The 12,966-nt window shown below is 73.9% G+C and carries 13 protein-coding genes; 6 read left to right on the top strand and 7 right to left on the bottom strand.

All coding sequences use genetic code 11. From position 1 onward, the window contains the following. On the bottom strand, positions 1–269 hold a 269-nt coding region (locus ACFY0U_RS32530; RefSeq protein WP_388641897.1), incomplete at its 3' end, for a helix-turn-helix domain-containing protein. A gap of 52 nt (positions 270–321) precedes the next feature. Continuing rightward, positions 322–852, bottom strand: coding sequence for a gamma carbonic anhydrase family protein (locus tag ACFY0U_RS32525; protein ID WP_388641919.1), 531 nt, complete (start codon positions 850–852; stop codon positions 322–324). A gap of 109 nt (positions 853–961) precedes the next feature. Here ACFY0U_RS32525 and ACFY0U_RS32520 point away from each other — a divergent pair, with 109 nt between their 5' ends. Continuing rightward, positions 962–1,714, top strand: coding sequence for an acyltransferase (locus tag ACFY0U_RS32520; RefSeq protein WP_388641895.1), 753 nt, complete (start codon positions 962–964; stop codon positions 1,712–1,714). A gap of 11 nt (positions 1,715–1,725) precedes the next feature. Here ACFY0U_RS32520 and ACFY0U_RS32515 read toward each other — a convergent pair whose 3' ends face one another. Then, the gene (locus ACFY0U_RS32515; RefSeq protein ID WP_388641893.1) at positions 1,726–2,583 is read right to left on the bottom strand and encodes a DMT family transporter; all 858 of its coding nucleotides are present in this window, start codon (positions 2,581–2,583) and stop codon (positions 1,726–1,728) included. A gap of 93 nt (positions 2,584–2,676) precedes the next feature. Between ACFY0U_RS32515 and ACFY0U_RS32510 the strand changes: the two genes are divergently transcribed. After that, positions 2,677–3,249 carry an XRE family transcriptional regulator gene (locus ACFY0U_RS32510; RefSeq protein ID WP_388641891.1) on the top strand — a complete coding sequence of 191 codons (573 nt, stop codon included), beginning with the start codon at positions 2,677–2,679 and terminating at the stop codon, positions 3,247–3,249. Positions 3,250–3,269: 20 nt separating this feature from the next. Beyond that, entirely contained in the window at positions 3,270–3,827 is a 558-nt protein-coding gene (locus ACFY0U_RS32505) for a YbaK/EbsC family protein (RefSeq protein ID WP_388641889.1), read from the top strand. A 10-nt stretch (positions 3,828–3,837) separates the two neighbouring features. Here the strand turns inward: ACFY0U_RS32505 and ACFY0U_RS32500 are convergent, their stop codons facing one another. After that, positions 3,838–4,872 (bottom strand): cation diffusion facilitator family transporter, encoded by a 1,035-nt coding sequence (locus ACFY0U_RS32500; RefSeq protein WP_388641887.1) that lies wholly within the window; start codon positions 4,870–4,872, stop codon positions 3,838–3,840. 60 nt (positions 4,873–4,932) lie between these two features. Here ACFY0U_RS32500 and ACFY0U_RS32495 point away from each other — a divergent pair, with 60 nt between their 5' ends. Then, the gene (locus tag ACFY0U_RS32495; protein WP_388641885.1) at positions 4,933–5,292 is read left to right on the top strand and encodes an ArsR/SmtB family transcription factor; all 360 of its coding nucleotides are present in this window, start codon (positions 4,933–4,935) and stop codon (positions 5,290–5,292) included. 4 nt (positions 5,293–5,296) lie between these two features. On the opposite strand, the gene ACFY0U_RS32490 is transcribed toward ACFY0U_RS32495, so the two are convergent. Continuing rightward, entirely contained in the window at positions 5,297–6,520 is a 1,224-nt protein-coding gene (locus ACFY0U_RS32490; RefSeq protein WP_388641883.1) for a 4-hydroxybenzoate 3-monooxygenase, read from the bottom strand. A 112-nt stretch (positions 6,521–6,632) separates the two neighbouring features. Here ACFY0U_RS32490 and amrS point away from each other — a divergent pair, with 112 nt between their 5' ends. Both amrS and ACFY0U_RS32480 read left to right on the top strand, forming a co-directional pair. Further along, positions 6,633–7,664, top strand: coding sequence for an AmmeMemoRadiSam system radical SAM enzyme (gene amrS, locus ACFY0U_RS32485; protein ID WP_388641882.1), 1,032 nt, complete (start codon positions 6,633–6,635; stop codon positions 7,662–7,664). Beyond that, positions 7,661–7,873 carry a radical SAM-modified peptide, FtsH ternary system-associated gene (locus ACFY0U_RS32480; RefSeq protein WP_388641880.1) on the top strand — a complete coding sequence of 71 codons (213 nt, stop codon included), beginning with the start codon at positions 7,661–7,663 and terminating at the stop codon, positions 7,871–7,873. The genes amrS and ACFY0U_RS32480 overlap by 4 nt, the downstream gene beginning before the upstream one ends. A 1-nt stretch (position 7,874) precedes the next feature. On the opposite strand, the gene ACFY0U_RS32475 is transcribed toward ACFY0U_RS32480, so the two are convergent. Together ACFY0U_RS32475 and ACFY0U_RS32470 are read right to left on the bottom strand one after the other, a co-directional pair. Continuing rightward, positions 7,875–10,997 carry a WD40 repeat domain-containing protein gene (locus ACFY0U_RS32475; RefSeq protein ID WP_388641878.1) on the bottom strand — a complete coding sequence of 1,041 codons (3,123 nt, stop codon included), beginning with the start codon at positions 10,995–10,997 and terminating at the stop codon, positions 7,875–7,877. Between the two features lie 259 nt (positions 10,998–11,256). Next, complete coding sequence (locus ACFY0U_RS32470; protein WP_388641876.1) at positions 11,257–12,963, bottom strand: hypothetical protein; 1,707 nt, start codon at positions 12,961–12,963, stop codon at positions 11,257–11,259. Positions 12,964–12,966: the final 3 nt, after the last annotated feature.

Below are 12,966 nucleotides of genomic sequence, written 5' to 3'. Positions count from 1 at the left end.
CCCTTCTCCAACTCCAGGGCCAGCCACTCGCGCCAGCCCGGCTTCATCCGGGATGGCTGCCCCGACGGGCCTTTGGACCGAAGGGCCTCCGCACCACCCTCGCGCCAGCGGGCATGCCAGGCATAGGCGGACTTCCGGGAGACCCGTAACCGCCTTGCGACCTGCGGCGGCAGCACTCCTTGAGCGAACAACTCGGCGGCCTCGAACCGCACTTGCTCCCGCTGAGCCCGCTGTCTCGCGGTCAGGCCACCCCCATCGGGATACCGCATCACACAGAGATACACCCACCCACGAGATCACCGTCACCCTAGGCCGAAAACCTCAGTAGCTGTGGATTTCTCCGTGAGCCTTCGCCAAGTCCGCGTACAGGGTGCCGTTGAGCGTCACCCCCTGCTTCTCCTCCTCCGTCAGCTCACGCCTCACCTTCGCCGGTACGCCCGCCACCAGTGATCCCGGCGGCACCTGCATCCCCTGCGGGACCAGTGCCTGTGCCGCCACCAGCGAGCCCGCGCCGATCACCGCGCCGTTCAAGACGGTCGCGCCCATGCCGATCAGGCAGTCGTCCTCGACCGTCGCCCCGTGCACCACCGCGTTGTGCCCCACGGACACCCGTTCACCGATCGTCACGGGGAACCCCGGGTCGGCGTGCAGGGTGCAGTTGTCCTGGATGTTGCTCCGGGCGCCGACGGAGATCCGCTCGACGTCGCCGCGGGCCACGGCCCCGTACCAGAGGCTCGCCCCCGCCTCCAGGGTCACGTCGCCGATGACCGAGGCGGTGGGGGCCACGAAGGCCTCGCCGTCGATCTTCGGTTCCCGGCCGCCGATGCCCGTGACCAACGCCTTGTGCGTCATCGCCTTCTCCTCGTCGTCGCTGACCCCCGCACCGTACGCCACACGCGTGGGGCGAAGATCACAGGCCCGGTCGCTCATCGCCCCACCTCACCCTGAGTACGGTGACCTCGTGCCGAAGAAGAACACGTTCTCATCCTGGTGCCGCGGCCTCACGCAGCGTGCCGTCCACGCGGGCTGGGCCTGGGTGCAGCGCACGGGTTCCGTGACCGCCGAACACCCGGGACGGTTCCGCTTCGGCGCGCTGGGCGAGCACTCGCGGCTCGCCTTTCCGCTCGGCACGGTCTTCGGGGAGCCGTGGATCCACCTGGGGTCGCACTGCATCGTCGGTGAACAGGTCACCCTGACCGCCGGTCTGATGCCCGACCTGGACCTCGGCCCGGAGCCGATCCTGCGGATCGGGGACGGTGTCGTCCTGGGTCGGGGCAGCCATGTCATCGCCGACACGACGGTCACCATCGGCAGCGACTGCTACTTCGGGCCCTATGTCTACGTGACGTCCACGAACCACTCCTACGACGATCCGCACGAGCCCATCGGCAAGCAGTGGCCGCGCATGGAGCCGGTGGAGATCGGCCCCGGCTGCTGGATCGGCACCGGTGCGGTGATCCTGCCGGGGGCGCGGATCGGGCGGAACGTGGTCGTGGCGGCCGGCGCGGTGGTGCGCGGTGTGGTGCCCGACCACGCCGTGGTGGCGGGGGCGCCCGCCAGGGTCGTACGGCGATGGACTCCCGAGGACGGCTGGCAGCCGCCGCTGCGGACCCCGGCGCCCCGGCCGATCCCCGAGGGGGTCACGCCGGAGCAGCTCAACGCGCTGGCCGGGCTGGACGAGGAGACCGCGGCGAAACTCGCCGAGCTGGACTGATCCGGGACGGCTCAGCCGGTCGCCAGCAGCAGCGTGCCCACCAGGGCGAGGCCCGCGCCGGCCGCCTGGATCGTCCGCAGCCGTTCGCTGAGGAAGCCCCGGGCGGCGAGGGCGGTCACCACGGGGTAGAGCGAGGCGAGCACCGCCGCCACGGTGACCGGGCCCAGCCGGGCGGCGATCGCGTAGGTGCCGTTCGCCGCGACGTCCGCGAGGCCGACGAAGGCCAGCGCCGGGAGCGAGGCCCAGGGGAAACCGCCCGCCGGGAGGGCGGGGACGCCCTTGCGGACCGAGGCGTACAGGGCGGCGCCGCCCACGGCGACGTTCACCACGCGCTGCACGAAGAGCGCGAGGAACAGACCGGTGACCGTGGTGGACGCCTCCGCGATCAGGGCGAACACCGTGCCGAAGCCGAACGCCGCGACCAGGGTGAGCAGGATGGTCTGCCGCTGCACCGGGGCGCCCCGCAGCTGCGGGCCGCCCGCGAGGACGACACCGAGGACGGCGACCCCGATCCCCCCGAACTCGACGAGGCCGGGGCGCTCTCCGAGGAAGAGACCCACGCCGACCGGGACGGCCACACCGAGGGTGCCGAGCGGGGAGACCACGCCCATCGGGCCCAGGGCGAGCGCCTTGTAGAAGCAGATCAGGGCGACGGGGCCGACGAGTCCGGCGGCGACCGCGAACCACAGCCGCGGCCCGGCCTCGCTCCAGCCGCCGGTGGCGACCACGATCACGCCGAGCACGACCGTCGCGATCGCCTGCGAGACGACCACCACCGTGAGCGCGGGGGTGCGCCGGGTCAGCAGTCCGCCGCCGAAGTCGGCCAGCCCCCACAGGAGGCTGGTGGCCAGGGCGAAGAATGCTGTCACGGGGTGCCTCGCAGTACAGTTCGGTGAACGATCGGGTGCACCTCACCGTAGTTCAATCGGGTGCACCGTGTCATACAGAATATTGGACGTGATGTGTCGGATCTCGATCTGCTGACCCAGTCCCTGGCGCGCAATGTCAAGCGCTGGCGGACCGAACGCGGCTTCACCCTGGACGCGCTCGCCGCACGCGCCGGAGTCAGTCGCGGCATGCTCATCCAGATCGAACAGGCCCGGACCAATCCGAGCATCGGCACGGTCGTCAAGATCGGCGACGCCCTCGGTGTCAGCGTCACCACCCTGCTCGACTACGAGCAGGGGCCGAAGGTGCGGATCGTCCCGCCCGAGCAGGTCGTCCGGCTGTGGCACACGGACGCGGGCAGCTACAGCAAGCTCCTCGCGGGCACGGAGGCCCCCGGCCCACTGGAGATGTGGGGGTGGAAGCTGATGCCGGGCGAGAGCAGTTCCTCCGACCCGCACCCGGTCGGCACGGTCGAGATCGCCCATGTCACGGCCGGTGAACTGGCCCTCACCGTCGACGGCGTCGAACACCGCGTCCCGGCCGGTTCCAGCGTCACCTTCGAGGCCAACGCCTCGCACACCTACGGCAATCAGGGTGACGTCCCGATGGAACTGCTGCTGGCCATCTCGGTGCCGGCCGCGCCCTGAGCGGCTGTTAGCGTGCGGCCATGGACGCACCCATCGGACACTTCGACAACGCCCGCCCCGCCCCCGACTGCCTCGACGAACTGACCACCCCTGTCGCGGACGCCGTACGCCGCTGGAGCGGCAGCGTCCCCGCCGAGCAGATCGTCTACGTCGAGACCGACCCGCAGTGGGCCGACACGGCCGAATTCGTACAGCACTACGGGCAGGAACTGCTCGAACAGTCCGCGAACTGCGTCGTGGTCGCCGGCAAGCGCGGCGGCGAGTCCCAACTGGCCGCGTGCGTCGTCCTGTCCACCACCCGCGTCGATGTCAACGGCGTGGTGCGCCGCCAACTCGGCGCGCGCAAGGCCTCGTTCGCCTCGATGGACACGGCGACGGGGGAGAGCGGCATGGAGTACGGCGGCATCACCCCCGTGGGACTCCCCGCCGACTGGCCCGTGCTGGTGGACTCGGCCGTCGTCGACCTGCCCTACGTCCTGGTCGGCAGCGGGCGGCGGCGCGGCAAGCTGCTGGTGCCGGGGAAGGCGTTCGCGGAGCTGCCGGGCGCGGTGGTGCTGGAGGGGCTCGGGATCGCCTGAGCCCTTGAGTTCAGGCCGCCGTGTGGTGGGCGAGGGTGAGATGCGGGTCGTCCTCGCCCGGCCGCGGCGCGGGGTCGGCGTGCACCAGGGCCGCGGTGAGCCGGGGGACCGCGTGCAGCAGGGCGTGCTCCGCCTCGACGGCGACCGCATGGGACTGCCGTACCGTCATGTCCCCGTCGACGACCACCGCGACCTCGGCGCGCAGCCGGTGCCCGATCCAGCGCAGCCGCAACTCACCGACCCCGCGCACGCCTTGGACCTCCCGCAGGGCGTGCTCGGCCCGGTCGACGAGCGCCGGGTCGACGGCGTCCATCACCCGCCGGAACACCTCGCGCGCCGCGTCCCGCAGCACGAGCGCGATGGCGGCGGTGATCGCCAACCCCACGACGGGGTCGGCGAGTTGCCAGCCCAGGGCCGAGCCGCCCGCACCCAGCAGCACGGCCAGTGAGGTGAATCCGTCCGTACGGGCGTGCAGTCCGTCCGCGACGAGCGCGGCCGAGCCGATGTCCCGGCCGACCCGGATCCGGTACCGGGCCACCCACTCGTTGCCCGCGAAGCCGACGAGCGCGGCGACCGCGACCGCCGGGACGTGCTGGACGGGCCGCGGGTCGAGGAGCCGCTCGATCGCCGTCCACCCGGCGAACGCCGCCGACGCGGCGATCGTCAGCACGATCACGATGCCCGCGAGATCCTCCGCCCGCCCGTACCCGTAGGTGAAACGCCGGGTCGCCGCACGCCGGCCGAGCACGAAGGCGATCCCCAGCGGTACGGCGGTCAGCGCGTCCGCGGTGTTGTGCACGGTGTCCCCGAGCAGCGCGACCGACCCGGACATCACCACCACGACCGCCTGCGCCACCGCCGTCACGCCGAGCACCGCGAGCGAGACCCACAGGGCGCGCATGCCGCGCGCCGAGGACTCCAGGGCGGAGTCGAGCTTGTCGGCGGTCTCGTGGGAGTGGGGGGTGAAGAGGTGGGCGAGACGGTGGCGCAGGCCGGAGGGGGCGTGATGGTGGTGGGCGTGTTCGTGGTGGTGTCGGTCGCTCACGTGATTCCCCTTCCGGTGCGTGTGGTGGACGTTCCCCGTCCATGACGCCATTATGTGCGTATGAGCGCACGCATGCACCTGTCACCTGCGCATCATGCGCATCCGCGTACTCCCGGCGACGAACAGTTCGCCCTGGCCGCCGAACTCCTCGCCCTCCTCGGCGACCGCACCCGCCTCACCCTGCTGCACGCGCTGACGGCCGGAGAGGCCGACGTCACGACCCTCACGGAGGCCTGCGGAGCGGCCCGGCCCGCGGTCAGCCAGCACCTGGCGCGGCTGCGACTGGCGGGGCTGGTGAACACCCGGAAGGAAGGGCGCCGGGTGATCTACTCACTGCGGGACGGGCATCTGCGGCGGCTGGTGGACGAGGCGCTGAACGTGGCGGACCACCGGCTCGACGACCGGCCCGTTCACGATTGAGCGCTCAGTAACCGGATCCCTTGCCCAGGTACTGCTCCGCGAAGGCCGACGCCGCGGACGGGGAGCCGAAGAGGCGGCGCAGGCGGGCCAGGGTGGTGCCCGCGCGGTAGGGGTCGCCGGAGGACGTGCCGTGGTAGATGTCCGAGAGCCACTGGGAGAACTCCTGGTAGTCCCAGACCCGGCCCAGACACGCGGCCGAGTAGCCGGACAGTCCCGTGCCCTCGCCCTTGGTGAGCTGGGCGATCAGCGCGTCACCGAGCAGGAACGCGTCGTGCAGGGCGAGGTTCATGCCCTTCGCCGCGATGGGCGCCGTCAGATGCGCGGCGTCACCGGCGAGGAAGAGACGGCCGAAGACCATCGGCTCGACGACATAGCTGTGCATGTCGAGGACGCGCTTCTCGATCAGCCGGCCCTCCGTGAGGGGCGATGCGCCGGCCGCGCCCAGGCGTTCTCGCAGTTCCGACCAGACGCGGTCGTGCGACCAGTTCTCCGGGTCGTCGCCCGGCGGGCACTCGAGGTAGTAGCGGGTCACCTCGGGGCTGCGGGCCATGTGGCCGGCGAAGCCGTTGGGGTGCATGCCGAACACCACGCAGTCGTTGGACGGCGGGGCCTCGGCGAGCAGCGCCAGCCAGCCGATGCCGTAGTCGTAGCGGGAGATGTGCGCGCGGTCCGGGGTCAGGACGGCGCGGGTCGCGCCGCGTGCGCCGTCGCAGCCCGCGACGAAGTCGCAGTGGATCAGCACCCGTTCGCCCGACTCCGGGTCCGTGTACGACACGGCCGGGCGGTCCGTCTCCAGGTCGTGCAGCTCCACGTCCCGCACACCGAAGCGTATGTCGCCGCCGCGCACGTCGGCGTACTCCCGCACCAGGTCCGTCACCAGCAACTGCTGCGGATAGATCCAGTGGTGATGGCCCGTCAGCCCGGTGTACTCGAACCGATACCGCTCCCTGCCGAACCGGAACTCGCACTCGGCGTGCCGCTGCGCCCGCTCCAGCAGGTTCACCGCGAGGCCCCGCTGTTCGAGACCGCGTACCGCCCACTCCTCCAGGACCCCGGCGCGGGGCCGCTGTTCGATGAACTCACGGGTCTCGGTCTCCAGGACCACACAGTCGACGGAGGCGGCCCGCAGGATGTTCCCGACGGTGAGCCCCGCGGGTCCGGCGCCGATGACGACGACCGGACTGCGTTGTGCGGCACCGGAGTTGGGGTGGGGGGTGGGGGAAGTCATCCGAGCATTATGTCCGCGCCCTGTCGCGGCCGGGAACCGAGTACCGTGGAAATCCGGGTGACCGTGCGGTGCTCGCGAGCGGGGTGATGGGTTGGACGGGGTGGTCGCTTGGGTGCCGGCCGACTTCTACCGTCCCGTCGACGGCGGCCTTCAGTGCACCCTGTGCCCCTTCCGCTGCCGGCTGCGCGACGGTGACACCGGCGCCTGCAAGGTGCGTCGACGGGAGGGCGACCGCGTCCTGACCGCCACCCGGGGCACCACCGTCGAGCACTGGTCGTCCGTCGAGCGCAAACCCTTCTACCACTTCCGGCCCGGCCTGCCGCTGCTCACGCTGGCCCCGCCGGGCTGCTCGTTCCGTTGCGACTACTGCGTCAACCACCGCGTCTCCCAGTACGGCAGGGACCCGGAAAGCCGCGTCGCCCCGCGCGACACCGACCCCGAGGCGCTGGTGCGAACAGCGGCCGAGCGGGGCGGCGGCATCGCCCTGTCGTACTCCGAGCCCTCCCTCGCGGCCGAGCTGACCCTTGAACTCGGCGTGCACGCGCTGGAGTTGGGCGTACCCGTGGTCTGGAAGAGCAACGGCTTCCTCACCCCCGAAGCCGTGGCGCGTGTCGCGCCGGTCCTCGCCGCCGTCAACATCGACCTCAAGGCGGCCGGCGAGGAGGAGCATCGCCGGCTCACCGGCGCACCGCTCGCCCCGGTCCTGGAGACGCTGCGGCTGCTGAAGGCCGCGGGGGTGTGGGTGGAGGTCAGCACACCGCTGATCCCCGGGACCAGCGCCGAGGACGAACAGCTCGCGAGGATCGCCGAGTTCGTCGCCGGGCTCGGCCCCGACACGCCCTGGCACCTGCTGCGCTTCACCCCGACCTACCGGATGCACCGCCAACGGCCCACCCCGCCCGAGCGGTTGGGGCGTGCGGTGCGGATCGGACGGGACGCGGGGCTGCGGTACGTGTACGTCGAGCGGGCACTGGGTGCCGAGGGGCGGGCCACCCGTTGCCCCGGGTGCGATGCCGAGGTGGTGTCGCGCGGGGTGTGGGGCCAGGCCGAGAGCCGCCTGCGCGACGGGGGCTGTCCCGGGTGCGGGGAACGGATCGCGGGTGTGTGGAGTGACGTCGACACGAACGAGAGGAGCCGAGGATGAGCACCGAGTACCGCTTCGTGGAGGACCTGCCGGACCTGATCGACGCGTCCGAGTACGACGACCATCCCGACGGACGGCTCGTACGGCTGCGGATCACCTGGGACGAGCAGGGCGTACAGGTGCTGGGCGACGCCTTCCGGCCGGACATGCTGGAGGCCCTGCTGGAGAAGATGGGGCCGGACGCCGTGGAGCAGATGCTCTGCGGGTGATCTAGAGCCGGCCCAGGATCCGCGTGAGCACCCGCCGCAGCTCCTCTCCGTCCGGTTCCGGCGCCAGCACCCACGTGTCCGGGCCCTCGGACGGCACGGGGTGGTGCGGATAGTGGACCCGCAGGGTCAGCGCGCCGGGCACGGGGAGCGGGGGCTCGTGGGCGTGGGTCAGCAGCAGGGTGCGAGGTTCGCCCGCGTCGAGCGTGGCCAGGTCGCGTGCGGCCTCGCGGGCCAGGTCCGCCGCGCGCAGTGGGGCGGCGGGTTCGGGCATGACCGGTGTCCACAGCAGGCGCAGATCCGCCGCCGCCGTCAGCCGGTCGGGCGGGGCGAGCCCGTCGAGACGTACCAGTGCCACCGCCCGCTCGGCCTCCAGCAGGGCCGCCGCCAGCAGATGGGCGCACAGCCGCAGACAGCTGCCGACCTGCCCCTGCGCCGCGGCCCCCGTGTCGAGGACCAGCACCGCGTCCCGCTCGGTCCACGGCAGCCGGCCGCGCCGCGTCCGGTACAGGAGGGCGTCCTGGGCCCACAGGGCGTTCAACAGGGGTGCCGGGAGCGCCATCTGGGCCGGCACCAGACGATCCGGCGGACCGTGGCGGGCCCACTGGGCCGGGGCCCCGGCGGCGGTCGGGCCCGGCACGTCGTCGCCCAGCGGCACGGGCAGCCGCGACGGCAGGCCGGGCAGCCGGGAGACGGCCTCCGCGGCCGAGGCCCACGGCCCTGCCGCGAGCCGCAACGGCAGCGCCGGGTCCTGGCACACCGCGTCGGGGCCCAACAGGGCCAGCAGCGGCAGGAGTTCGCGGTGCACCCGGTCGAGGGCGGCGGCCAGCGCGTCCGCCGTCACCGAGGGCCGCTCCGGCTGCTCGCCGCTGCCGCGCAGCCCCCATTCCAGCGTCGTCCGCAGCTCCTGGAGCGCGATGCCCGGCGGCGGGACGTACCGCGGGTCCGGCGGCAGCCGGGACGCCACCACCGCGCTCAGCGCCGGATGCGCGGCACGCGGCCAGTCGAGCTCGCGCAGGGCGCGGGCGGCCCGGCCCTGGTGCAGGAGCCGCCGCCCCGCGGGCGCCGCCGGTCGCAGCAGCGCCGAGATGTCGGCGAGCGCGTCCAACGGTACGGCGGCGTCGACCGCGGCGGCCATGGTGCCCAACTCGGCGAGATACCCGGCCGGTTCGGGCAGCGGCGGGCCCGGTTCGGTGGTCTCCTCGGAGGTCAGCACGTCCCACAGGACCGTACGGCCGCCGCTGTACGTCGTCGCCAGCCGGCGCCCGTCCGGGGACCAGCGTACGGACCACACGGGTCCTGGCGGGGTGCCGTCGGGTTCCAGGGCCATCGCGACCGTGCCCCGGCCCACGTCCCACACCTCGACCACCGAGGTCGCCTCACCCGGGCCCGGCGCGGCGAGCAGTGACCCGTCCGGCGACCAGGCCAGGGCCGGCGCCCAGCCGCGTCCGCCGGGCGTGCCGAACTCCCGCTGCACCCGCCAGGTGAGCGTCGACCACACCACCGACGGCCCCTGCCCGGCGGGCGGTGTCGCGGCCAGCCGGCTGCCGTCCGGCGACCACGCGACGCGGGTGGCGAACGTGCCGGAGGGCAGGGTCAGTCGCCGGGCGCGCTCCAGCCGCGGCATGTGCCACAGCACCACCGCGCCCGCGGTGCCGGCCGCGAGCAGCGTTCCGTCGGGGGACCAGGCGGGGCGGCCCGTGCCCTGGGGCAGGTGCAGACTCCGGGGCTGCCGTGCGGGGGTGCCCCGGGCGTCGAGTGTGTGGACGTAGAGGTGGGTCGGCACGGGCCCGGGCTCGGGGACCGCGAGCGTCGCCGTACCGTCGTGGGGCGCCGGGCACCACGCGGGTGCCTGGCCGCCCTGGAGTACGGCACGGGTCTCACCGCTGTCCGGGTCGAGGACCGTCAGTCCCGTCTGCCCGTCGCGGGAGGCGCAGGCGAGCAACTCGGGGGACCCGGGGGAGAGTTCGAGGTCGTGGGCGCCGCCCGGTCCGGTGGCCGCCGTGGCCGTCCAGTCCGTGCCGGGCCGACCGGGGGTCCGGGCGGCGAGGGTGCCCGGTTCCGTCTCCAGGACGCAGTGGCCGTCGCGCGCCGACCAGGCGAGGGCGGGGGCCCACAGCCGGTCCCCGCCGTCGTGGAGCGGCGTCGGCCCGGCGATCCGGGGTGCGCGGTCGCGCAGCGACGGCAGTGCGCGGCCGACGGAGCGGCACATCGCCGCGGTCCAGCTGCGCAGCAGTACCCCGACCCGGCGCTCGGCGGGGTAGGGGGCCGCGTCCGGCAGCTCCCACAGCTCCGGTCCCGCCAGGACCCGGCCGGTGGGCGACACGCTCAGGTCGCGGGGTGAGCCGGTCCGCGCGGGGAGGTGGGCGACGGGCTCCAGCGCACGGTCCAGGACGAGCAGCGCTCCCTGGTCCGTGGCGGTCACCAGGAACCGCCCGGTGCGGCTGAATCCCAGCCCGACCACGGCACCGGACACCGTGGCGTCCGCGAGCGCACGGCCCGTGGCGCGGTCGATCAGATGGACGCCCGCCGCGTCCGCGAAGACGAGGGCGTCCCGGTCGGGGGACCAGGCGAGGGCGGTGACGGCCGTGCGGCCGGTGCAGGGGGCGAAGTCCATCCGGACCGGGGAGACGCTCCACAGCTGTAGTGCGGTGGCCGTGGCCAGACACAGCTGACGGCCCTGTGGATCCCAGGCCAGCGCGACCACGGGGTCCACGGTCGGCAGCGCGGACGAGGCGAGGGTGCCGCGGTGGTGGAGCAGCACACCGCTGCCCGCGCACGCCACCCACAGCCCGTCGGGCGACACCGCGAGCGTGTGCGCACCCGCCGGCACCGCGAACCCGTCGCCGGCGAGGGCCCCGCCGTCCCCCTCGTACACGTCCACCCGCCCGCCCCGCAGCACGAACACCTCACCCCCGTCCGCCCCCCACGCCACCGCCTCCGGCACCCCCTCACCGGGCACCGACCACAACACCCGCCCGGTGTCGTCACGACAGGTCAGGGCGCTGTCAGCGAGCTGGAGGAACGCGGTCCCATCACGCGAGAGCCCGGCACACGGCCCGTCACCGGTGAGGGCGAGGAGCCGACGGGGGGTGGGCGGCGCGGGGGCGTCGGGGGCCGCGGTCATGGCCCCCTCGGGGGGCGGGGAAGGGGTGGTTGACGTCGTGCGGTCCGGGCTCGGTGCGGTGTGTCGGGTGTGACGGTGAGGGTGCCTGGTGTGGTGGCGTTCTGGGACGTCTGGTGGGGGTGCGTCGACGCGGCGTGCCTCGGGTTCGGCGCGAACGTACTGGTGCCGTCGCGTGCACGGTCCACGGGCTGTGGCGTGTTTCGGTGGCGGCAACCGACCCTCCCGGCGGTGGGGACGTGGCTCGGCGGCGTGGCCGGTCTCACGGTTCCTCCGTCGCGTCCTGCGCCGCTGCCTCGTACAGTCGCGCCGCCTCCAGCAGGTCCCCCGCGGAGCGGTAGGCCTCGGCCGCGCCCTCGTGGTCGCCGAGGGCGCGCAGGTGGGTGGCGCGTTGCAGGGCTTCGTCGGGGGTGTGGGGGGTGGACGGGTCGGTGGGGTGGGGTGGGGGGCTCGTGCCGGCCAATGTCTCCAGGGCGTCCAGGAGTTCGCGGCCGGCTTTGGAGAGGCCGCTGGACACCTCGACCGGGTCCGGTGGGGTCCACAGGGTCCAGACGGGGACCATCGGGGTCAGGGGGAAACGGTGTCGGCCGCCGTGCCAGCAGACCACCGCCGACGTGCCGTCCAGGGCGAAGAGACGGGCGCGGGCCGACGGCGGCAGCGGGGGTGTCAGGGTGTGGCCGGACTCCAGGAACAGGCTGCCGGGGCCGAGCCGGCGCAGCGGTGTGCCGAAGGGCAGATCCCGGGCCAGGCCCGCCGGTTCGAGGAGCAGGTGGCAGCCGGGGCCCGGCAGCAGGAATCCGGCCTCGCCCAGCGGGCGGCCCGGCAAGTAGCGGCGCAGCAGGGGGAGTTCGTCGTCCAGCAGCAGCACCGCGTCGACCGCGGTCTCCGCGCCCGCGTCCGCCACGACCCGGACCTCCACCGAGGGTTCCCGCGCACCGTCCGGCAACTCCCCAACGGACTCCGGCGGTTCGGGCGGAACCCCCACCAGTTCCGCCGGTACAGGCGCGGGCGGGCCGAGCGGCTCCAGCCGCAGCGCAGGCCACTCCTCGACGTCGCCGACGAGCCACAACTCCCCTTCGGGCACTGGGGAGTACAGCAGCGCGTCGGACACGGGAGGGTGCAGTCGTACGTCCAACAGCAGCCGCTCGCAGGACGCGACCGGACGGCAGACCGCGGTCCTGGGCAACGCCGCCAGGGCCACGGCCAGGGCGTACGGGACCGCGTCGGGACCCTCCAGGGACACCAGCGTCGTCTCCCGCCGCGTCGGGTCCGTCCCCGCCAGGGCACGCACGCGTACGGCGAGCGTCGACACCTCCACGCCGAAGGCGAGCGCCTGGCGGACGACCGAGGGGAGCAACTGCGGGGCGGTGAGCACATGGAGCGTGCGGTGGGTGGCCGTGGCGGGTGGGGCGAGCGGTAGCCGGGAGACCAGGTCCACCACGTCGAGCGGGGGCCAGGCCAGGATGTCGGCCAGCTGTCCCGGGCCGCCCGCGAGCGCGCCGTGCGGGAGGACCGGCAGGGCCTGTGCACCGTGCAGGGACAGCAGTTCGGCACCGACGGCCGGGCCGATGACGCTGAGCAGCCAGACCGCCCCGCCGCCGGGCTCCGCGTGACAGCTCCACTCCGCGGCCCCCGCGCTCCGCAGCGCCTCGATCGCGCCGAGGACCCGGTGCGCGGCGCGGAAACGGCCGGCGACCCGCCAGTCCACGGCCGGGGGCGGCGAGTACGGCACGGGCGGCACCGGTGCCGGGACGTCCTCGTCCGGGCGACGTGCCGGGCGCACGGTGAACCGGATGCCGTGGTCGTAGGCCCCGCCCGCCGGACGCGGCGGATGCGCGGGCGGCGCCGGCGGGGGAGCACCACGGACCGCCGGGCGGGCCACGAACGGGGTCGGCGGCGTGGCGGCGGTGCCGTTCTCCGAGCTGATGCGATTGAGCAGCCGACGCAGCGGGCTCTCGGGGCGGTCCATCGG

Origin of the sequence: Streptomyces sp. NPDC001536, from assembly GCF_042894505.1 — a bacterium.
Lineage (GTDB): Bacteria > Actinomycetota > Actinomycetes > Streptomycetales > Streptomycetaceae > Streptomyces.
This window is presented reverse-complemented; position numbering and strand designations above follow the sequence as displayed.

What these genes read in the sequence shown, in the direction of transcription:
- ACFY0U_RS32525 (WP_388641919.1), bottom strand. Translation starts at nt 852, where the DNA reads ATGACGCACAAGGCGTTGGTCACGGGCATCGGCGGCCGGGAACCGAAG.
- ACFY0U_RS32470 (WP_388641876.1), bottom strand. Translation starts at nt 12,963, where the DNA reads ATGGACCGCCCCGAGAGCCCGCTGCGTCGGCTGCTCAATCGCATCAGC.
- ACFY0U_RS32505 (WP_388641889.1), top strand. Translation starts at nt 3,270, where the DNA reads ATGGACGCACCCATCGGACACTTCGACAACGCCCGCCCCGCCCCCGAC.
- ACFY0U_RS32495 (WP_388641885.1), top strand. Translation starts at nt 4,933, where the DNA reads ATGAGCGCACGCATGCACCTGTCACCTGCGCATCATGCGCATCCGCGT.
- ACFY0U_RS32480 (WP_388641880.1), top strand. Translation starts at nt 7,661, where the DNA reads ATGAGCACCGAGTACCGCTTCGTGGAGGACCTGCCGGACCTGATCGAC.
- ACFY0U_RS32490 (WP_388641883.1), bottom strand. Translation starts at nt 6,520, where the DNA reads ATGACTTCCCCCACCCCCCACCCCAACTCCGGTGCCGCACAACGCAGT.
- ACFY0U_RS32475 (WP_388641878.1), bottom strand. Translation starts at nt 10,997, where the DNA reads ATGACCGCGGCCCCCGACGCCCCCGCGCCGCCCACCCCCCGTCGGCTC.